Genomic DNA, 20,804 nt, shown 5'->3' on the forward strand with positions numbered 1-20,804 from the left:
CAGGTTTCGCCCCTTTTACTGGAGGAATAGCCATGTCATCCACTCAGCGTCCACAACCGCCTTTCGCCGAACAGCAGCAGACGTGGCCAGGTAGCACTGCCGCGATGCAGCCGCAGCCCGATCATGGCGAAGAGAGCTATCAGGGATCAGGCCGCCTGACGGGTAAAAAAGCCATTATTACCGGTGGCGACTCCGGCATTGGCCGGGCTGTCGCCATTGCGTTTGCCCGTGAAGGTGCCGATGTGCTGATCTCCTATCTCGATGAACATGAAGATGCGCAGGATACGGCCCGGCTGGTTGAGGCCGCCGGTCGCAAAGCCGTGCTGGTGCCCGGCGATATTACCGAGGCGTCTCACTGTAATGCGCTGGTCGATCGGGCCGTAGAGGCGTTCGGGGAGGTTAACATCCTGGTCAACAACGCCGCCTTTCAGATGACGCGTATGTCGCTGGATGAGATCAGCGATGAAGAGTTTGACCGCACCATGAAAACCAACCTCTACGCGATGTTTTACCTGACCAAAGCCGCCACCCGGCATATGCCGGCGGGCGGGTCGATCATCAACACCGCCTCAATCAATGCCGATCAGCCAAAACCGAAGCTGCTCGCCTATTCGGCCACTAAAGCCGCCATCGTCAACTTCTCCGGCGGACTGGCCGCTCTGCTGGCTGAAAAAGGTATCCGCGCCAATGCGGTCGCGCCCGGCCCTATCTGGACGCCGCTGATCCCCTCAACCATGCCGGTTGAACAGGTGAAAAACTTTGGCAGCGAGGTGCCGCTGCAGCGGGCCGGTCAGCCTGCTGAGCTGGCACCCACCTATGTGATGCTGGCCAGTGACGAAGGCAGTTACATTTCAGGGGCAACCATCGCCGTCACCGGCGGCGTGGCGATTATTTAACAGGACGATTCCCTGGCACACTCTGCCAGGGGATCGGCTATCCGCTGCTGCGCTATCGCCCAGGCGTAGAGCGGTTCCCGCGCCAGATTCTTCATTTTCACTTCGCACATAATGTCGAAATCCTGAAACGACAGCGCCCATCCATTCAGCGTCGGGTTAAAGAAGTAGTCAGAGTGCGCCCGCAGTTTGCTTTTGCTCACCCCCAGCGCCGCCTGATCGGGCCAGCCCTGCGGCGGAATGATCCCCTCCTGCGAAATCGAGTAGTGCAGCACCGGACGCACGCCGCGCCAGGAGTCGATGACGCGGGCAACACGCGGATCGTCTGGCTGAATAAACTCACTCTCTTTTACCCAGTGATGGTGAATATCCAGCACCACCGGACAGAGCGGTGCCGCCTGCAGCACGTCATCCAGCGAACAGGAGATCTCATCATTCTCCACCGTCAGCATCCGTTGCGCTTCCGGGCTGAGCTGCTCAAAGGCGCGTTTAAATCCGTCGAACCCCGCCTTGCCGTTCATATGGATGTTGATTTTGAAATCCTGAAACTGTTTGCCGTAGCCCATCAGCGTAGCGCAGAGCGTGTGATACTCCACATCCTCCAGCGCGCGGGTCACCACATCGGGATTATCGGAGGCCAGCACGGTGTACTGGCCCGGATGGAAGGAGAGCCGGATATCATTTGCCCGCGCCAGTTCACCACAGCGGGCAAACAGCGGATGGAGTTCGGGCAGAAACGCCGCAAACAGCGGTGTGGCTTCGGGCACGGTGTAAAGCGGCAGCAGATCGCTGCCGATACGCATCATCCGGAGAGGCGCGGGTAAGGTAGCCAGTTGCTCCAGCGTCTGATAAAGATGATTCAGGTTGGTCACGCTGATCTCATAGACCAGCTGATAACGTTCATCATGCGATAAACTCAGAAACCGTTTACGGGTGGTGGCGCGAAACGGGAAAAATTGTTTGCCATCACTGTTGAGATACTTACATGCAAAGCCTAATTTCATGACTGCTCCTGATTGATGCTTATCAGAAGTGTAACAGGCCTTTGGCGACCAGCCAGTCGCGGGGCGCAGAGGCAGGCTATAGAGTGACAGGGAGAAACGCTATGCAGGGCCATGAAATCCAGTGCATCGCCATCGACGCAGCGGAGCGGCTGCCCGCCGCCGAATGCAGCTATCCGTTCGGGCCGAAACATCAGGTATATAAAGTGTGTGGAAAAGTGTTTTTGCTGCTGACCGAACTGCGCGGGGTGCCCATCATCACGCTGAAATGCGAGCCGCAGCAGGCGGAGCTGCACCGGGTCATCTACCCCTCTATTACCCCCGGCTATCACATGAATAAGCGTCACTGGATCACGGTCTCGCCCGGTGACGGCCTCTCGCCCGGCCTGATTCAGCAACTGGTGGAGGAGGCTTATCGCCGCGTCGTGATGGGTATCCCCGCTTCGCGCCGCCCGGTCTGGGTGGGCTGACAGCGCGGCCACGGGTCAGGAGAAGGACGGCGGACAGGAGCCCGACCCGCCGTCACCCGTGAGCCATCTTACCCCGCGCTTAGTGGTGCAGCATCTCCTCCACCACCTCAGCATTCATCATCTGGTAGGGATAATAGGTCGGCCAGTTCTCCATCTCCGCCAGCAGCGCCTGGTGAGAGTCGTTGCCCGTGAAGATATGGAAATGGGCAGACTTACGCGGTCCGATCGTGTGGTCGCTGAACTGCACATATTTTGGCGCGCGGCTGTTCGCGTCTTCACAGGTAAAGAGGTAGCGCACCCCTTTTTTGCCAGAGCTGTAGGTCAGGATTTTATAGCCGTCATAGCGGTAGTGACAGGCGCTGACCTGGTCGCCCACGTGAAACTCCATGACGCCATTTTCAATACCGATGGTATCGACGCGGGTGGCATACCCTTTGCGATAATATTCTTTATATTCTGCGGCCGTTTTATGGGGATCCTGCTGCGCTTTCTTCTGCCAGACCGGATCCAGCTCGCCACTCTGCAGCAGCGGATAGACCGACTGCCACAGCCCATCCCAGTCAGAAAGCGAACGATCTTTCACGTCGCTGTCAGCAAAGACCCCTTCTGCGGCTTTCTGCTCCTGCGCTGACAGCGGTTTGCCATGTGCGTGACTGCCGTGTGCCTGCACCTGCTGCGTGATTAACAGTGCCGCCACGATCCCTATCCATTTACCTGCATGATTCACCACAACCTGACCCTCAGTAAAAGTTACAAAATGAAATGTTATGATATAACATTTCCATATTCAACCCGTTTGCCGCTTTATCAACATTAAATCTGTTTATGGTTATCTCCCCGGTTCAGCGCCTCAGCGGGGAGAGATGGCAGGTCAGGCTGGCGGAGGGAAAACAGAGCGGATGGCCTGGCGGGCGGGCACTGACGCGCCGATAAGCCAGACGGCACAGGGGGTGAATAAACGAAGCGACGAGGCGTACCCGCAGATAAGCGTGCGTTTTCAGCCGGACGAAAAAGCGGCAGCCATCCGGATTAAATGCCCCGTTTACCCTCAGCATTGTTCAGGTTGTTCTATATTTAGTGTCGTCGAAAATAAAACAACAGCCGGAGCATGGATTAATGTCGAAAGAAACTGAGAAGAAACCCCTGAGCCACCGTGCGCCCACTACCGGACCAGAGTCATCAGAGCCGGGTCTGGGTTCGCTGGCACCGAAAGATGGTTCGCATCAGCCACCCGCCGAACCCACTCCGCCAGGCAAGCAGCCTACTGCCCCAGGCAGCCTGAAAGCGCCACAGACCCACAACGCTAAACTCGACCAGCTTGAAGCCAGCCGTAAAAACGGCACGAACCAGCCGCTGACCACCAATCAGGGCACCCGCATCGCCAACGACCAGAACTCCCTGCGAGCCGGTACGCGTGGTCCGACCCTGCTGGAAGACTTCATCCTGCGTGAGAAGATCACGCACTTTGACCATGAGCGTATTCCTGAGCGTATCGTGCATGCACGCGGCTCAGCGGCACACGGCTACTTTCAGCCTTACCGCTCACTGAAAGATCTGACCAAAGCTCAGTTCCTCAGCGATCCGAATCAGACCACCCCGGTTTTCGTGCGTTTCTCCACCGTACAGGGGGGTGCTGGCTCTGCCGATACCGTGCGTGATATCCGCGGTTTCGCCGCCAAGTTCTATACCGAAGAGGGCGTGTTTGACCTGGTCGGTAACAACACCCCGGTGTTCTTTATTCAGGATGCGCATAAATTCCCTGACTTTGTGCACGCCGTTAAGCCGGAGCCGCACAATGAAATCCCGCAGGGCCAGAGCGCCCATGACACCTTCTGGGATTATGTCTCCCTGCAGCCGGAAACCATGCACAACGTCATCTGGGCGATGTCCGATCGCGGCATTCCGCGCAGCTATCGCACCATGGAAGGCTTCGGGATTCACACCTTCCGCCTGATTAACGCCGAAGGCAAAGCGACCTTTGTCCGCTTCCACTGGAAGCCGGTGGCCGGTAAAGCCTCACTGCTGTGGGATGAGTCGCAGAAACTGACCGGCCGCGATCCGGACTTCCACCGCCGCGATCTGTGGGAAGCCATTGAAGCGGGCGATTTCCCGGAATATGAACTGGGCCTGCAGCTGATCCCGGAAGAGGATGAGTTCAAATTTGACTTCGACATTCTCGATGCCACCAAACTGATCCCGGAAGCGCTGGTGCCGGTTGAAATTGTCGGCAAAATGGTGCTGAACCGTAACCCGGACAACTTCTTTGCCGAAACCGAGCAGGTGGCATTCCATCCGGGTCATATCGTGCCGGGGCTCGATTTTTCCAACGATCCGCTGCTGCAGGGTCGCCTGTTCTCCTATACCGACACGCAGATCAGTCGTCTGGGCGGCCCGAACTTCCACGAGATCCCGATTAACCGTCCGACCTGCCCTTACCATAACTTCCAGCGTCAGGGGATGCATCGTCAGGACATCGACACCAACCCGGCTAACTACGAGCCGAACTCGATCAACGACAACTGGCCGCGTGAAACCCCACCGGCGGCGAAAGGCGGCGGTTTCGAGAGCTATCAGGAGCGGATCGAAGGCCACAAGGTGCGCGAGCGCAGCCCCTCCTTCGGCGAGTACTATGCCCAGCCGCGCCTGTTCTGGCAGAGCCAGACCGAGGTTGAGCAGCAGCACATCATCGGTGCCTATTCGTTTGAGCTGAGCAAAGTAGGACGTGCCTATATTCGTGAGCGCGTGGTGGATCATCTGGCGCGCATCGATACCAAACTGGCGCAGGGTGTGGCCGATAATCTGGGCATCGCCCTGACCGACGAGCAGCGCAATATCCAGCCGCCGGCACCGGTCAACGGCCTGACCAAAGATGACAGCCTGAGCCTCTATGCCGTGCCGGATGGCGAGATCAAAGGCCGTCAGGTTGCACTGCTGCTGAGCGACGGCGTGAAAGCGGACGGTGTGCTGGCGATCCTGCAGGCGCTGAAAGCGGAAGGTGTGCACGCCAAACTTCTGGCGCCGCACATGGGCCAGGTGCGTGCCGACGATGGTTCTGTACTGCCGATCGACGCCACCTTCGCCGGTCTGCCTTCGCTGACCTTTGATGCGGTGATCGTACCGGATGGCAACATCGATGCGCTGCTGTTAAGTGGCGATGCCCGCTACTTCCTGCTGGAAGCCTACAAGCACCTCAAGGTCATTGGCCTGGTGGGCGACGCGCGCCGCTTCAAAGCGCAGTTCGGTCTGGGTGATGGCGATCAGGAAGAAGGCATCGTGCAGGGTGACTCGGCGGAAAGCGCCCTGACCTCTGAATTTACGCAGGCGATGAAAGCGCACCGCGTCTGGTCCCGCAGCCAGAAGGCACAGTCTGTTCCGGCCTGATGCCTTAAGTGAATAAAAAAACCGCCCCCCGGGCGGTTTTTTTTATGGCGGAGAAAGCGGAACCCTGACGTAAAAGGCGTTCCCGTCAGAAGCTCTGCCAGTTGTCGTTGTCGGCCACGGCGACAGGCTGACGCTGTGGCGCGGCGATCGCCTTCGCGACCGGTGCGGCTGTAAACGCGGCGTGCAGCGTGCCGGTTTTGAAAACCGCGACCGTTTTACGCAGGTAACTTGCCTGCTCCTCCAGCGAGGCGGCGGCACTGGCAGACTCCTCCACCAGCGCGGCGTTCTGCTGCGTAACGCCATCCATCTCTGAAACGGCGATGCAGACCTGCTCAATGCCACGGGTCTGTTCGGTCGAGGAGGCGGCGATCTCTTCGATCAGCTGCGTGACCCGGCTTACCGATGTCACGATGCTCTCCATCGCGCTGCCCGCCTGCGCGGCGTAACCGGCACCGGTTCTGATCCGCTCAGCAGAGCAGTCAATCAGGCCGCGGATCTCCTGCGCGGCCGTGGCGCTGCGGCCAGCCAGCGAGCGCACTTCACCCGCCACCACTGCAAATCCCCGACCCTGCTCCCCGGCGCGCGCCGCCTCAACGGCCGCATTCAGCGCCAGAATGTTGGTCTGAAACGCGATGCTGTCGATAATAGCAATAATCCCGGCGATCTGACCGGAGCTTTCGCTGATCTGATCCATGTTGGCGATGACCCGGGCCACCGTCTCGCCGCCCTGCACCGCCGTGGTTGACGCCTCTTTTGACACCGTGGTCGCCTGGCGGGCGTTGTCGGCGTTGAGTTTCACCGTCGAGGTGAGCTGCTCCATGCTGGCCGCGGTCTGCTCCAGCGCGGCGGCCTGCTGTTCGGTGCGGGAGGAGAGATCGCTGCTGCCCGCGGAGATCTCCGCCGCACCGGTGAAGATTGAACGGGTAGCGTCATCAACCGAGGTGATGGTCACCACCAGCGCATCGCGCATCTGCTGCAGCTCCTGAACCAGCAGCCCCATCTCATTGCGCCCTTCCTGCTGAATCGCGGAGGTTAAATCACCGCCCGAGATGGCACGCATGTAACCGGTCAGCCTGCCGAGCGGGCCGACCAGCAGTTTTTGCAGCCCGACCCAGACCGCTGCGGCCACCACAACGGTAATCAGACCGATGGTCAGCAGCGTCCAGAGTGCATCCGTCAGGCTGCGCTGATTATGCTCGGAGGTCGCTTTCATCAGCTGGATGTTCAGCGCACGCCAGGCCTGATAGGCGCTGTCGAGCTGATCCTGGGCGGCCTGCGCCTCCAGGTTGCCGTAAGCCGGATAGTTGCCCTGCTTCAGAAAGGTGATGGAGGCGAGCATGGTTTCACGCATCTGCTGATAGGCCGCCTTCACCTGCGTCGCCTGCGCGTCGCTCTGTTTCTCCTGCTGCGTCAGCCCCTGCCAGGCGGTGAAGTCGGCGTCGGCCGCCGCCGCAGACTGTCCCGCCTGCTCCAGCAGCGTCGCCATCGCCGCCAGCGATTTCGGGTCCTGCTGATTCTTCAGGAAACGGATCGCCACACGGTTGATGGTGACGCGGGTTTTGATCAGGGTTTTCACGGCATCGCTCAGGTGCTGCTGCTGCAGCGTCAGCTGCTCAGCGGCCACGAAGTTTTTATCGGCCTTTGCCATGCCGTTGTAGAACAGGAAACCGGTCAGGGTGAGTAAAATGATGAAGACGGCCAGCACCGCCAGAATACCGTGCGTTATTTTAAGATTTTTTATCATGTGAGCAGGCTCATATCAGAGGAGATAGTAGCGTTATCGGCCAGCGCCGCGTTTATCTGAGTGCCTGATGGAAAAGCTTTTTCACGGCGTGATGCCAGGCACACTCAGCCGGACAAAAAAAGCGCCGCGAAGGCCTCTGAGCGCATTCGCCGCTTAACATCCGCCCCTCTGCTGTGGTTGAATTCGCCCCTTACATTTTTTGCACGTGGTTATCATGCATTACATACAGAGTCTGATGCGTTTTATTGAGGGAAACAGCGTGTTGTCGGCCAGCTTCAGCCTGCTGCTGCTGATTATGGCCGGGATGGTCACTCACCTGATCTGCAAATTCTTCATCGTCAAAGTGGTCAGGAAAGTCTTCTTCAGCAGCCACAAACAGGGCGTGCCGCTGGACAAAGATGTGCGCCTCTCGCAGAAGCTCTCCAATTTTGTGCCGGTCATTGTGGTCTACAATTTCCTGCAGTTCATGCCCGGCCTGCCGGAGCATCTGAAGATCGCCGTGCAGACCATCTGCGGCATCCTGTTCTTTATCTATCTGTCGATCTTCTTCAACGAAGTGCTGGAGATCGTTAACAGCTCCTATTCGCGCAAATCGAAGCGCAAGAATCACTCGATTAAAGGCTACATCCAGATCGGTAAAATCCTGGTGCACATTATCGCCGCGATCATGATTCTGGCGATTATGTCCAACAAGTCACCGGCGATCATCATCTCCTCGCTGGGTGCGGTGGCCGCCGTCCTGATGCTGATCTTTCAGCATACGCTGCTGTCGCTGGTGGCCAATATTCAGCTCTCCTCCAACGACGTGCTGCAGCTGGGCGACTGGATTGAGATGCCGGATAACAATATCAGTGGTGAGGTGATCGATATTGCGCTGCACACCATCACCATCCGCAACTGGGACAACACCATTTCGCGCATCCCGACCAAGAACTTCCTGACCGAGACCTACACGAACTGGCAGGCGATGTTCTCCTCCGGTGCGCGCCGTATCATGCGCAGCTTTTATCTGGATCAGAAGTCGATCACCTTTGTGAATCAGGAGATGTTGCAGTCGATGAGCCAGATCCGCATCGCCAGCGAAGCGATCACCGGGCTGCTGGACGGGCGCGACATCAGCGCTGTGGGCGACCGCTGGTTTATGGAGAACGGCATTACCAATCTGATGGTGTTTCGTAAATTCCTGACCGCCTGGCTCGCCCAGCGTCACGATATTCAGAAAGAGATGTATATCGTGGTGAGGCCGCTGAAACCGTCACCGGATGGGTTACCGGTGGAGATCTACTGCTTCACCTCCTCCATTCTGTGGGTGGATTATGAGAATACCCAGGCGGAAATTTTTGAGTTTATCTATTCGATGGCCCGTCTGTTTGAACTGCAGATCTATCAGCATCCGGCGGGGTCCGATTTCGCCCGGCTGGCTCAGCCGCACCCCGGGAGCCGGGACGCGCAGCAGAGCAGCGAACAGTAACCCCCCCACGCGCGGCGGCCCCTGCTGCCGCGCGGTTCAGCTTTTACTCAGCGCATAGTTCAGCACTCTGTCATTTTTCATCTGCACGGTCAGCGTCTGCCCCTCGGTGGTATTCAGGGTGCGCGCCTCACTGTAGGTCCATTTCAGCAGGCGCTGCCCGTCCGGGTAGGGTGTTTCACTGTCGGGCTGGCCGAACAGGGCGATCAGCTGGGCTTTGGTGGTCTGACCGGCATGAATCTGCTGCAGATGCGTATTGTCCAGCCGGTGTCCGACCCGGTTAGAGCAGGCAGAAAGCAGCAGCAACACGGCTAACAGGGCGTTTTTCCTCACATCCTCTCCTTAAACATTCAGCGTCACGGGCGAGCCTGTCCGGACGTGCCTGAGCTTATAGCGAATCCGCCCCCTCCGTCAGCCTTTTCTGCGCCGTCCCCGCTTTCACTCATCCCGGATCACGCTGATACAGCGTCATAAACGCAAATTTTGTTCACCAGCCCCTCCGCCGCCCGGCGAGGGCAACATCTTAGTCTATGATTATTCACTGTAGCCGCGTGGAAGCGGTCTCACCGCCCTTTTCCACCGCATCACACTGAATACCAGTCCAGCTTCCTGGCTGAAGAGACGCGCCGGCCCACCCGGCATCCTGGTCTCGCTGGCAGGTTTATGATTTTTGACATTTGCATGATCAACATCCTTTTCGCGCGATGGACGCCATTGCGCATTTCCAGGCTAAATGAGGCAACTGAATGGAATCCAAATCTTTTTCCAAAAGCTGGGGCGCTGAACGGGTTGCCCGTGATGAGGTGCGTTTTCGCCTCTGGGCAACCGGCCAGCAACGTGTAACGCTGCGCCTCTCCGGTAAAGACATAGAGATGACCCCGCAGGCTGACGGCTGGTTTGAGACGCAGGTTGCCGGTGTGGCCGCCGGCGCGGAGTATGACTTTGTGCTGGCCGATGGCACAGCCGTGCCCGATCCCGCCGCCCGCGCCCAGAAAGCGGAGGTCAACGGCCCCTCTCTGGTGATCGATCCTGATGCTTATCAGTGGCAGAACACGGCGTGGCGCGGTCGTCCGTGGCCGGAGTCGGTGGTGTATGAACTGCACATCGGCACCTTTACCCCCGAAGGCACTTTCCGGGCCGCGATTGAAAAGCTTCCGGTGCTGGCGGAAACCGGCATTACCATGATCGAGGTGCTCCCGGTGTCGCAGTTTGGCGGCAACCGCGGCTGGGGCTACGACGGCGTGCTGCTCTATGCACCGCACGCCGCCTACGGCACACCCGATGATTTCAAAGCCTTTATCGACGCAGCGCACGGCCACGGTCTGTCGGTGGTGCTCGATATCGTGCTGAACCACTTCGGCCCGGAGGGCAACTATCTGCCCCTGCTCTCGCCTGACTTCTTCCATCAGGAGCGCAAGACGCCGTGGGGCGCAGGCATCGCCTATGACGTTGATGCGGTTCGGCGCTACATTGTGGAGGCGCCGCTCTACTGGCTGCAGGAGTTTAATCTCGACGGCCTGCGTTTTGACGCCATCGATCAGATTGACGATCCCAGCGAAAAGCATGTGCTGATTGAGATTGCCGAGCGCATCCGCTCGACGATTACCGATCGCCCTATCCATCTCACCACCGAAGACTGCCGCAATGTCACCTTCCTTCATCCGCGTGATGAAAAAGGCGACGCTCCGCTGTTCACGGGGGAGTGGAACGATGACTTCCACAACGCCGTGCATGTGCTGGCGACCGGGGAAGATCACGCCTACTACCAGGACTTTGCCGATCATCCGGCGCAGCAGGTGGCGCGGGCGCTGGCAGAAGGCTTTGTCTATCAGGGCGAAGTGTCGAAGCAGTCAGGTGAACCGCGTGGAGTGAAAAGCAGCAGCCAGCCGCCGGTGGCCTTTGTCGACTTTATCCAGAACCACGATCAGACGGGCAACCGGGCGCAGGGCGAAAGGCTCATCAGCCTGGCTGGCGCGGCGCGCACTCAGGTGCTGCTGGCCACCCTGCTGGTCTCGCCGCATATCCCGCTGCTGTTCATGGGCGAAGAGTATGGCGAAACCCAGCCGTTCCTGTTCTTCACCGATTTCCACGGCGATCTGGCTAAAGCGGTGCGCGAAGGCCGCGCCAGAGAATTTGAAGGCCATGCCGGTCACGGTGAAACCGTGCCGGACCCTAATGATGTGACCACCTTTGAACAGTCGAAACTTAACTGGCAAAAGAGGGAGACGCCGGAAGGCCAGCAGTGGCTGGCACTGACGCGCCAGCTGCTCAGCCTGCGTCAGCAGCATATCGTGCCGCTGCTGCAGAGCGCCGGGGGGGACGCCGGCCAGGTGATCACGACGTCAGAGGGCTTCCTCGCGGTGCGCTGGGACTTCCCGGCGGGCACGCTCTCCCTGGCGCTGAACGTCAGCAACCGCACGCAGCCGATCCCCGATCTGCCGGGTAAGACCCTGTTTGCCTGGCCGCAGGCCGCAACTGAACTCACGCCTGACTCTATCGTGGTGCGTCTGGCTAAGGGAGAAACCGCATGACTATTCCAACCGCAACCTATCGCATCCAGTTCCGCAACGGCATGACCTTTGACCGCGCCGCGGCGCTGGTGCCCTATCTGAAACAGCTTGGGATCAGCCATCTCTACGCCTCGCCGATCTTCAGCGCGACCGCGGAGTCCACCCACGGCTATGACGTCACCGACGTCAACGAGATCGAACCCGCCATTGGCGGACGCGAAGGATTTGATCGGATGGTCGCCGCGCTGCAGGCCGCCGGACTGGGCCTGATCCTCGACATTGTGCCGAACCATATGGCCGCGTCGCTGGAGAACCCGTGGTGGCGCGACGTGATCGAACATGGCGAACAGAGTCGCTACGCTAGCTATTTTGATATCGACTGGTCACATCGCCTGACACTGCCGTTCCTCGGTGACACCTTTGAGGCGGTGCTGGCGAATGGCGAGATCAGCGTGCAGCGTGACCCGCAGAGCGGCAAGCCGGCGCTGGCCTACTTTGACAATTTCTACCCGCTGGACCCACGGACCTGGCAGGATCGGGAAGAGGCGGTGCTCGCCCTGCGCGATGCCGCAGAGATTGCGGCCCTGCATGACCAGCAGCCGTGGCGACTGATGTCCTGGCGCGATGCGCCGCGCGACCTCTCCTACCGGCGTTTCTTTGAGGTGACCGGTCTGGTGGGCGTGCGCGTGGAGGACAAAACGGTCTTTGACGCAGCGCACCAGCTGATTCTTGAACTGGTTCACAGCGGCGCGGTGCAGGGCTTGCGGGTGGATCACGTCGATGGCCTGGCCGATCCGCGCGGCTATCTGGAGCAGCTGCGCCAGGCGGCGGGTCCCGACTGCTACCTCACCGTGGAGAAGATCCTAGGTGAGGATGAACAGCTGCCGGATGAGTGGCCGGTTTCCGGCACCACCGGCTATGAGTTTATGGCGGCGCTCGCCAACCTGCTGGTCGACAGCGATCGCCTGAGTGGCCTGCGCAAAGCCTATCAGGCGGTGATTGGCAAAACCGTGGACATGAAAGCGGAGCTGCGCGCCGCCAAGCTGTTGATGGCGAACCGTAATTTTGCCGGAGAATTTAACCGGTTACTCCAGCTGGCGCTGACGATCGCCGACGCAGAGGGCACGCCACAGCCGGAGCCTGAGCTGAAAAATGCGCTGCGCGAGCTGCTGGTAGCGTTCCCGGTCTATCGCACCTACGGCACCCCGGAGGGCCTGACCCCTGCCGACCAGCAGCTGCTGCAGCAGGTGGTCGGCCAGGTGAAAGCCAGCGCCACGGCACCAGACAGCACGGCGCTCGACTTTCTGACCCGGATTCTGCGGGCAGAGGTCGCCTCTGCGGCCCGCGAGGATGCCACGCAGTTCCGCACCCGCTTCCAGCAGCTGACCGGCCCGCTGATGGCGAAGTCTGTCGAAGATACGCTGTTCTTCCGTCAGCACATGGCGCTGGCGCTGAATGAGGTCGGCGCTGAACCGCTGGCGCGTCACTTCTCGCTGGCGCAGTTCCACGCCGAAATGCAGGCGCGGCGCGAACATCAGCCCGATGCACTGTCGGGTACCTCAACGCACGACACCAAACGCGGTGAAGATGCGCGTGCGCGGCTCTATACCCTGACCGAAGCGCCGCAGCGCTGGGCGGATTGCGTGAGCCGCTGGCGGGAGATGAATCAGGATCAGGTCGTCCGGCTGAAAGATGGCCCGGCACCGGAGCCGGCGGTCGAATGGATGCTCTATGAAGCGCTGGCTGGCGTCTGGCCGACCACCCTGCAACCGGACGACGCGGAAGGTCTGGCGGCGCTGGAGGCCCGCTTTGTGGTTTACGTAGAAAAAGCGCTGCGTGAAGCCAAGCTGCGCACCGACTGGGCCGACAACAATGACGCCTATGAAGAGGCGGTGCTGGGCTATGCCCGTCACCTGCTCTCGCCCGCCAGTCACGCCTTCCTTAATGACTTCTGCGAGGCGCTGCAGCCCTTTATCCGCGCGGGCCTGGTCAACAGTCTGACCCAGACCGTGGTGAAACTCACCGCGCCGGGCGTGCCCGATATTTATCAGGGCAGCGAGGCGCTGGACTTCAGCCTGGTCGACCCCGATAACCGCCGCGAGCCCGACTTTGACGCGCTGGCCGCCATGCTCCGTGCGCCGCAGCACGACGGCAGTGAGGCCCACTGGCGACGTGGCCAGGTTAATCAGCAGGCGATTGTGAAGCTGCTGGCGCTGCGCCAGCAGCAACCTGACCTGTTCCGCCACGGCGACTATCTGGCGCTGGAAGCCGGGGGTGGGCAGCCGGACAAGGTGCTGGCCTTTGCCCGCACCCATGGGGATCAGGCGGTGATTGTCATTGTGTCGCGCCGGGTCTTTGACGCCCTGCCGGAAAACCTGGATCAGCCGCCTGCGGCGCGCTGGGCAGAGATCAGCCTCGCCCTGCCGGACGGGCTGCGTCAGCGCCATTATGAGGATGTGCTGAGCGGTAACACGCTCGATGCAGGCGATGCGCTGGCGCTGGGCGACCTGGCGTCGCAGTGGTGCGCCGTGCTGGTGGCACGCTGAAATCTTTTTTCTGTTACGCGTCAATCTGTTCACTGAATAACGAGGCATCAATGTCAAACAGTCAGCGTTTTGAAATTACGGCGGGTTACAGCCATTTGCTGGGGGCAAACTTTGATGGTCAGGGCGTAAACTTCGCCCTGTTCAGCGCCCACGCCGAGCGGGTGGAACTCTGTCTGTACGATCCCAGCGGTAAAACGGAAATCGCCCGTCTGGAATTGCCGGAATATACCCATGAAATCTGGCACGGCTATGTGCCGGGTCTGAAGCCGGGTGCACTGTATGGCTATCGTGTCTATGGTCCCTACGACCCGGAAAATGGTCATCGCTTTAACCCGAACAAGCTGCTGCTCGATCCCTACGCCCGCGAACTGGCGGGCGACATCGCCTGGAACGAGGCGCACTTCGCCTACGATCTCTATCACGATGATAAAGATCTCACTTTTGACAGCCGCGACAGCGCGCCGTTTACACCGAAGTGCCGGGTTATCGATCCCAACGAGTTTGACTGGCAGGACAGGAACCGTCCGAACGTGCCATGGCCAAAAACGGTGATCTATGAAACCCACGTTAAAGGCTTTACCCAGCTCAACACGGCGCTGCCGCCCGAACTGCGCGGCACCTTTGACGGCATGGGCCATAAAGCGACCGTCGACTACATCAAAAGCTTAGGCATTACCTCGGTCGAGCTGCTGCCGGTGCACTGGTTCCCGGACGATCAGCATCTGCTGGATAAAGGGCTGAAAAACTTCTGGGGCTACAACACGCTGGGCTTCTTTGCGCCCGCGACCCGCTACTTCGGCCCGCGCGGCATTCAGGGCTTCCGCGACATGGTTCGCGCCTTTCATGATGCCGGCATTGAGGTGATCCTCGACGTGGTTTACAACCACACCGCCGAGGGGAATGAGCTGGGGCCGACGCTGTCGTTTAAAGGCATCGATAACTTCTCCTACTACCGGACCCTGCCGGATCAGCACCGCTACTACATCAACGACACCGGAACCGGCAACACCGTCAATACCTCGCATCCGCGCGTGCTGCAGATGGTGCTCGATTCGCTGCGCTACTGGTCTGAGTCGATGCATATCGACGGTTTCCGTTTTGACCTCGGCACCATTCTGGGGCGCGAACCGGATGGCTTTGACCCGCGCGGCGGCTTCTTCGATGCCGTGATGCAGGACCCGATCCTGTCACAGAAAAAGCTGATTGGTGAACCCTGGGATATCGGACCGGGTGGCTATCAGGTCGGCAGCTTCCCGCCAGGCTGGGCAGAGTGGAACGATCAGTATCGCGACACGGTGCGCGACTACTGGAAAGGCAACAACGTCTCGACCGACTTTGCCGCCCGTCTGCTGGGATCCGGCGATCTTTACGATCAGCACGGCCGTCGCCCGTGGGCCAGCGTCAACTTCGTGACGGCGCACGATGGCTTCACGCTCAACGACCTGGTCTCCTACAACGACAAGCACAACGATGAGAATGGCGAAGATAACAACGACGGTCACAACGACAACCGCTCGTACAACTATGGCGCAGAAGGCCCGACGGACGACGAAGGCATCAACGCCGTACGCGAGCGTCAGAAGCGCAACTTCCTCGCCACCCTGATCTTCTCACACGGCACGCCGATGCTGCTGGCAGGCGATGAGTTTGGCCGCAGCCAGATGGGCAACAACAACGGCTACTGCCAGGACAGTGAAATCTCCTGGGTTCACTGGGATAACCTGCCGGAATCCGCCGAAGCGCTGCGCGCGTTCACCCGCCAGATCCTGAGCCTGCGTGCTCAGCAGCCTCTGCTGCGTCGCGAGAACTGGCGCGACGGCATGGATATCAAATGGTTCAACGCCGGCGGCGGGTTCCAGCAGAGTGAGCAGTGGGATGAAGGCTCCACGCTGGGCGTCTATATCGGGCGGCCCGACCTGCAGACCGAAGAGGGTATCTGGCACGATGTGCTGATGCTGCTTAACCCGTTTGAGGGCAACGTGCCCTTCCGCATCCCGCAGTTTGGTGAAGGGGGCTGGGTGCTGGAGCTGACCACCAGCGACGTGGCGAAACGCGGTCTGGTTATCACCAAAGAGAAGGATTTTGAGCTGGAAGGACGCAGCTTCGCACTGTTCAGACGTCCCTGATTAGGGATGACGGTAAGGCTTCAGGCGCAGCGCCTCTGACGCTGCGCTTGAATTTCTGGCAATCACTGCCAGGCTTAACCGGTTGTTAAACGTGAAAATTGATGCTGATAAGGAGGCATAATGTCCAGATTTACGCAGAAAGTTGTGGTTGTGACAGGTGCCGGGTCCGGCATTGGTGAGGCGAGCGCAAAACGCTTTGCAGAAGAAGGCGCGTCAGTGGTGCTGGTGGGACGCACCGCGCAGAAACTCGAAGAGACGCTGGCCGGACTGACGCCGGGTGACCACCTGGTAGCGGCCTGCGACGTCTCAGACGCAGCCCAGGTTAAACAACTGTCAGAAACCGTGCTGAACAAATATGGCCGGGTTGACGTGCTGGTGAATAATGCTGGCGTGATTGTCCAGGGCCGCATCCATGAAGTGGACCTTGAGGACTGGAAAACGCTGATGAAAACCGACCTGGACGGGGTTTTCCACGGCGTTCACTACTTCATGCCTGCCCTGCTGAAGAGCAAAGGTAACGTGGTTAACATCTCCTCGGTCTCCGGCTTAGGCGGTGACTGGGGTATGAGCATCTACAATGCCGCCAAAGGGGCGATTACCAACTTTACGCGCGCCCTGGCGATGGACTACGGCGCGGACGGCGTCCGCATCAATGCGATCTGTCCGGGCTTTACCTTTACCGATCTGACGGAAGATACCAAACAGGATCCGGCGCTGCTTGAGCGCTTTTACGATCGTATTCCACTGCGTCGCGCGGGTGAGGCGGATGATATCGCCAGGGCTATTGTCTTTATTGCCAGCGATGAGGCGAGCTATATTACCGGCGTCAATCTGCCGGTCGATGGCGGGCTGACCGCATCAAACGGACAGCCTAAACAGGCATAATCCTCAGGGCAGCGTATTAACGCTGCCCTTTTTTAATTCAGACTACCCCCGCTTTTATTCCCGCCCTTATCTGCTTTCCCGGAAAAAGAGCCCGGCGCTTAATGTTTTGGCGTATGACGGGTTGGCGTGGCAGCGCGTGCCGGTTTAATTACCGTACTGCTGCCCGGACAAATAAAAGTACTCAGGCAGGCATTACAGAGAATGGCATTGGCATGATGTATTTTCGCCACGGCCAGCGCCTGCTGACGGGTATAAAGCGAACCAATAAACACGCGCTTATCGTTCTTTGACAGATTAACGCAACCTTCTTTGTGTAAAATCCATCCACCCATGGGACGCGGGCACAGATAATAATAGCTGGCTTTGAGCATGGTAGTCATCCTGATAGTTGCTGTATGTGTCTTAAAAAAACGAACCAAAATTCGTAAGAGATTTTATTTGTAATCTGAAGCTTTATTAAACTAACTGAGAATTATCCCTAAAACCACTTTATTACAGAGGGCGGACTGACTTTGAGAATATGCCCTTTTTACCCGCCTCACTCGCTTCAGCTATTTATCGCCGCCGATCCCCGCCTGCCGCTTCAGCGCGTTATAAGCATTTACCGTGCTAATGCATGCCAGAACAGCGAAAAACTATAATTATCTATAAATATCATCTATTTAATGAAATAACTTTACGGAAAATCCGCTTCTGCCGTCCGGGTCATATCAGACGCAGCGCTGAAATCACTTACCCCCGCAGGGGTAATTATGAGTATTAATGAACTGAAGCTGAAAAAGCGTGAAAGTGACAGAGGGCGCGCCTTTAAGCGGAACGCTAAGTCCCCTGGCTTCGCGGATTTATCAATACCGGTGGACGCATCCAGCCGTGCCCGGTTTGCAAAAGTAAAACGAACGGTTTACTTTTAAAGGATGAAAAAACGCGATGACATCATTCAGGCTGCCGAGCGGCTGTTTTACACCCACGGGTTCCACGCCACCAGTACCGACCAGCTCTGTCGGGAAGCGGGCGTTTCCACCCGAACCTTCTATCATCACTTTCCCTCACGCGAGGCGATGACCGCCGCGGTGATGGCGGCGCGTGAGCAGCGCTTTATGGCTGAGCTGCTGCCGGCCCAACAGCCGGAGGCGATCGCGCAGCTGTTTAGCGTGCTGGCCAGCTGGACAGAGGCAAACGGTGCGCACGGCTGCTTCTTCCTTAAAGCCTGGGGAGAATATGCCGGACGGGATCAGGCGCTGGCAGAGCAGGCGCTGGCATTCCGCGCCGCCATGCGCCGCTACATCGCCGACTGTGTAACCTGCCTGCACGGTGCCGAAGATCGATCATTGAGCGATGCCATCTGGATGCTCTTTGAAGGGGCGATTACCACCGCGCTGATTACCGGCCCCGCCGCCGCGCAGCATGCGGCGCAGATCGCCAGCCAGCTGCTGCTTCAGAAAGGGGCTTCCTGATGAGGTCGCCTGCTGCGCTGGCTCTGACCGGCTTCAGCCTGATCGCGGTAACCTATGGCATGGCCCGCTTCTCATGGGGGCTGATGCTGCCCGCCATATCGGCAGCGATCCCGTTAAGCCCGCAGCAGACGGGTCTGCTCTCCGCCTGCAGCTTTGTCTCTTACTGTCTGACCATTCTCAGCGCCGCGACGCTGGCCCGGCGCTACGGTGCGCGGCTGACGGCGCTACTCGCCTCACTCTGTGCGACAGCTGGTCTGCTGCTGCTTGCCCTCGCCACCTCGCCGCTGCTGCTGGCGGCCGGGCTCTTTATCGCCGGATTCAGTTCCGGCCTGGCATCTCCCGCCCTGGCGGCGGCAGTCAGTGCCTGTGTGCCCGCGGCGCGCCAGCCGCGCATCAACACCCTGATCAATGCCGGTACCAGCGCAGGAATTATCCTCTCCGTTATCATTCTCGGCACGCTGCCGGGCGGCTGGCGCGCCGCCTGCGGGCTCTTCGCCCTGCTCGCTCTGGCCTGTGCGCTGCCGGTGATGCGTCACATATCCTCTCACACCGCTGCTCACAGGCCGCAAAGGCGTCACGGGCAGCCACGCCTGTACTGCCGCGCACTGCGGCGGCTGATGGGCATTGCGCTTGTTTCAGGCCTGATCAGTGCGGCCTGGTGGAGTTTTGGATCGGTGCTGTTGCGTCAGCACGTCGGCGTGGATGCGGAGAGTGCCCGTTTGCTCTGGCTGATTGCCGGAGGAGCGGGCATTGCCGGTGTGCTTACCGGCCCGCTGGCTGCCCGTATCGGACTGAATGGGGTCTACCGGCTCGCGCTGTGCGGAATGGCCGTGCCGCTGCTGGTGCTGGCTTTGAGCCGGGGCGACTCTGCGGGCTTAATGGTGGCGGTGGCCTGTTGTGGCGCAGGCTATGTCACGCTGTCAGGGGTGTTACTGGTCTGGGGCGCGCAGGCCACCGCTGACGATCCGGCAACCGGTGTCGGGATGCTGTTCTTTATGCTGGCGGCAGGTCAGGTGGTGGGATCGCTGCTGTTTGGCCAGCTCTATGCCGCGCTGGGCGCCGTTACGGCTTTGACGCTGTTTGCTGCCAGTGCCCTGCTGCTGCTGTTTGTTGCCCCGCACCGTGTGAAAGCGCCACAGCGCGATCGGCGGCAGCCGTGAACAGAGCGAAAAGAGGGATAACGCACATTTTCTGGCGAATAAATATAACCTCCGCACGCGAAGTATATTAAGCGTGGCGGGCGATAGCGGAATTAATCAGTTCAGCGCCCGGATATTATTAATGCGCGGATTAATCGTCTGCTCAGTTAAATCGTCATCAGCACCAAGATAATAAGGCACGACGCAATGCCTGCCATCTTTGGTAAAAATAATCTGGTTATCGTGCAGAAATAGCGCAGTGAAATGACCGAGCACCACACCATTTAATTCAAAGCAGTGATTTCTCGCGGCGCGCAGCCCCTGCTTACTTTTCAGAAAATCAACAAATCGCATCACGCCGCACTCCCGGATATTAAATCAGCTCAACCGAAACCGCAGAGATAATAGCCCTAACACTGGAATGAATCATCCGGCTGGCGCGGTTTTCAGAAAAGGCTTAATACCCCCGGATATTGCCTCTTTCATGCTGCCTGGCATTCTGCCCTCCGATTTGCCAGGATTAATCCTGGTAAGCGAGCCGACAGGAGAGAATGCGCACCCGCAAGATTTTCATTGCGTCCCCTGACGACCCGCTATACCGTTGTTTTTTCACCAGGTACAGCCGTTAAAGATAATACCGGAGCGTGACAATGGAAATTTTTGCAGCAGAGGATGTTCATATCCCGGCGATTCAGCAGATTTACGCCTGGCATGTTCTTAATGGCACCGGCTCCTTTGAGACGGTTCCGCCTGATGTCGCCGAAATCGCCGGGCGGATGCATAAGATTCAGCAGGCGGGCCTGCCGTGGTTTATCGCCGTCAGCGACGGTGAGGTGCGCGGTTTCTGCTATCTGGCCCCCTATCGTCCGCGCCATGCGTACCGGCACACGCTGGAAGATTCGATCTATATCGATCCGGGATTTCAGCAGCGTGGCGTCGGGTCACGCCTGTTACATCATGCGATTGCCTGGGCAGAGCAGGCGGGGTTTCGTCAGCTTATCGCTAACGTGGGCGACAGCGGGAACCAGGGCTCCATTGCGCTGCATCGCGCAGCGGGCTTTGAGATGACCGGCATCCTGCGTTCGGTCGGGTTCAAACAGGGCCGCTGGCTGGATACGGTTTTTATGCAGCGTGCGCTGGGAAAAGGTGATTCAGCGCTTCCTGTCGACTAAAATAGTTCCAGAGTA

The 20,804-nt window shown here is 59.0% G+C and carries 18 protein-coding genes; 12 read left to right on the forward strand and 6 right to left on the reverse strand.

Annotated features, from left to right (window positions below; genetic code table 11):
- Positions 1 to 32: 32 nt before the first annotated feature.
- Positions 33 to 896 (forward strand): glucose 1-dehydrogenase, encoded by an 864-nt coding sequence (locus HFD92_RS02805; protein ID WP_009090416.1) that lies wholly within the window; start codon positions 33 to 35, stop codon positions 894 to 896.
- Here HFD92_RS02805 and HFD92_RS02810 read toward each other — a convergent pair.
- A complete protein-coding gene (locus tag HFD92_RS02810) occupies positions 893 to 1,897 on the reverse strand; it encodes a UV damage endonuclease UvsE (RefSeq protein WP_111207395.1) in 1,005 nt (334 codons plus the stop codon). The two genes, HFD92_RS02805 and HFD92_RS02810, sit on opposite strands and share 4 nt — an antisense overlap.
- Positions 1,898 to 1,998: 101 nt before the next feature.
- On the opposite strand from HFD92_RS02810, the gene HFD92_RS02815 reads away from it, so the two are divergent.
- Positions 1,999 to 2,364, forward strand: coding sequence for an MmcQ/YjbR family DNA-binding protein (locus HFD92_RS02815; RefSeq protein WP_111207397.1), 366 nt, complete (start codon positions 1,999 to 2,001; stop codon positions 2,362 to 2,364).
- A gap of 79 nt (positions 2,365 to 2,443) precedes the next feature.
- Here HFD92_RS02815 and zinT read toward each other — a convergent pair whose 3' ends face one another.
- Positions 2,444 to 3,094: a metal-binding protein ZinT gene (gene zinT, locus HFD92_RS02820; RefSeq protein WP_369974594.1), complete on the reverse strand. Its 651-nt coding sequence runs from the start codon at positions 3,092 to 3,094 to the stop codon at positions 2,444 to 2,446.
- 386 nt (positions 3,095 to 3,480) lie between these two features.
- Between zinT and katE the strand changes: the two genes are divergently transcribed.
- Positions 3,481 to 5,745, forward strand: a complete 2,265-nt coding sequence (katE, locus tag HFD92_RS02825) for a catalase HPII (protein WP_046101753.1) — start codon at positions 3,481 to 3,483, stop codon at positions 5,743 to 5,745.
- An 85-nt stretch (positions 5,746 to 5,830) separates the two neighbouring features.
- Here the strand turns inward: katE and HFD92_RS02830 are convergent, their stop codons facing one another.
- Positions 5,831 to 7,489, reverse strand: coding sequence for a methyl-accepting chemotaxis protein (locus tag HFD92_RS02830; RefSeq protein ID WP_167428249.1), 1,659 nt, complete (start codon positions 7,487 to 7,489; stop codon positions 5,831 to 5,833).
- 214 nt (positions 7,490 to 7,703) lie between these two features.
- Here HFD92_RS02830 and HFD92_RS02835 point away from each other — a divergent pair, with 214 nt between their 5' ends.
- Entirely contained in the window at positions 7,704 to 8,960 is a 1,257-nt protein-coding gene (locus tag HFD92_RS02835; RefSeq protein WP_009090423.1) for a mechanosensitive ion channel family protein, read from the forward strand.
- Positions 8,961 to 8,996: 36 nt separating this feature from the next.
- Here the strand turns inward: HFD92_RS02835 and HFD92_RS02840 are convergent, their stop codons facing one another.
- Entirely contained in the window at positions 8,997 to 9,290 is a 294-nt protein-coding gene (locus tag HFD92_RS02840; RefSeq protein WP_046101752.1) for a hypothetical protein, read from the reverse strand.
- 413 nt (positions 9,291 to 9,703) lie between these two features.
- On the opposite strand from HFD92_RS02840, the gene treZ reads away from it, so the two are divergent.
- From treZ to HFD92_RS02860, 4 genes are all read left to right on the forward strand, one after another.
- On the forward strand, positions 9,704 to 11,488 hold the full coding sequence (treZ, locus tag HFD92_RS02845) for a malto-oligosyltrehalose trehalohydrolase (RefSeq protein WP_167428250.1): 1,785 nt from the start codon (positions 9,704 to 9,706) through the stop codon (positions 11,486 to 11,488).
- On the forward strand, positions 11,485 to 14,013 hold the full coding sequence (gene treY, locus HFD92_RS02850; protein WP_167428251.1) for a malto-oligosyltrehalose synthase: 2,529 nt from the start codon (positions 11,485 to 11,487) through the stop codon (positions 14,011 to 14,013). Before treZ ends, treY begins: the two co-directional genes overlap by 4 nt.
- A gap of 50 nt (positions 14,014 to 14,063) precedes the next feature.
- Positions 14,064 to 16,139: a glycogen debranching protein GlgX gene (glgX, locus tag HFD92_RS02855; RefSeq protein ID WP_111207478.1), complete on the forward strand. Its 2,076-nt coding sequence runs from the start codon at positions 14,064 to 14,066 to the stop codon at positions 16,137 to 16,139.
- Positions 16,140 to 16,259: 120 nt separating this feature from the next.
- Positions 16,260 to 17,024, forward strand: a complete 765-nt coding sequence (locus HFD92_RS02860) for an SDR family NAD(P)-dependent oxidoreductase (RefSeq protein ID WP_009090434.1) — start codon at positions 16,260 to 16,262, stop codon at positions 17,022 to 17,024.
- Between the two features lie 98 nt (positions 17,025 to 17,122).
- Here HFD92_RS02860 and HFD92_RS02865 read toward each other — a convergent pair whose 3' ends face one another.
- Entirely contained in the window at positions 17,123 to 17,395 is a 273-nt protein-coding gene (locus HFD92_RS02865; protein WP_009090436.1) for a hypothetical protein, read from the reverse strand.
- 381 nt (positions 17,396 to 17,776) lie between these two features.
- Here HFD92_RS02865 and HFD92_RS02870 point away from each other — a divergent pair, with 381 nt between their 5' ends.
- Genes HFD92_RS02870 through HFD92_RS02880 form a run of 3 tightly spaced genes read left to right on the forward strand, consistent with a single transcriptional unit; the run spans position 17,777 to position 19,638 of the window.
- Complete coding sequence (locus tag HFD92_RS02870; protein WP_167428252.1) at positions 17,777 to 17,935, forward strand: hypothetical protein; 159 nt, start codon at positions 17,777 to 17,779, stop codon at positions 17,933 to 17,935.
- Positions 17,936 to 17,938: 3 nt separating this feature from the next.
- Positions 17,939 to 18,478 (forward strand): TetR/AcrR family transcriptional regulator, encoded by a 540-nt coding sequence (locus HFD92_RS02875; RefSeq protein ID WP_167428253.1) that lies wholly within the window; start codon positions 17,939 to 17,941, stop codon positions 18,476 to 18,478.
- A complete protein-coding gene (locus tag HFD92_RS02880; protein WP_167428254.1) occupies positions 18,478 to 19,638 on the forward strand; it encodes an MFS transporter in 1,161 nt (386 codons plus the stop codon). Before HFD92_RS02875 ends, HFD92_RS02880 begins: the two co-directional genes overlap by 1 nt.
- 96 nt (positions 19,639 to 19,734) lie before the next feature.
- Here the strand turns inward: HFD92_RS02880 and HFD92_RS02885 are convergent, their stop codons facing one another.
- Positions 19,735 to 19,971: a hypothetical protein gene (locus HFD92_RS02885; RefSeq protein ID WP_009090441.1), complete on the reverse strand. Its 237-nt coding sequence runs from the start codon at positions 19,969 to 19,971 to the stop codon at positions 19,735 to 19,737.
- Positions 19,972 to 20,267: 296 nt separating this feature from the next.
- Here HFD92_RS02885 and HFD92_RS02890 point away from each other — a divergent pair, with 296 nt between their 5' ends.
- Positions 20,268 to 20,789, forward strand: a complete 522-nt coding sequence (locus HFD92_RS02890; RefSeq protein WP_009090443.1) for a GNAT family N-acetyltransferase — start codon at positions 20,268 to 20,270, stop codon at positions 20,787 to 20,789.
- Positions 20,790 to 20,804: the final 15 nt, after the last annotated feature.

It is taken from the genome of Pantoea sp. EKM101V, from assembly GCF_011800325.1.
Classification (GTDB): Bacteria; Pseudomonadota; Gammaproteobacteria; order Enterobacterales; family Enterobacteriaceae; genus Pantoea; species Pantoea anthophila.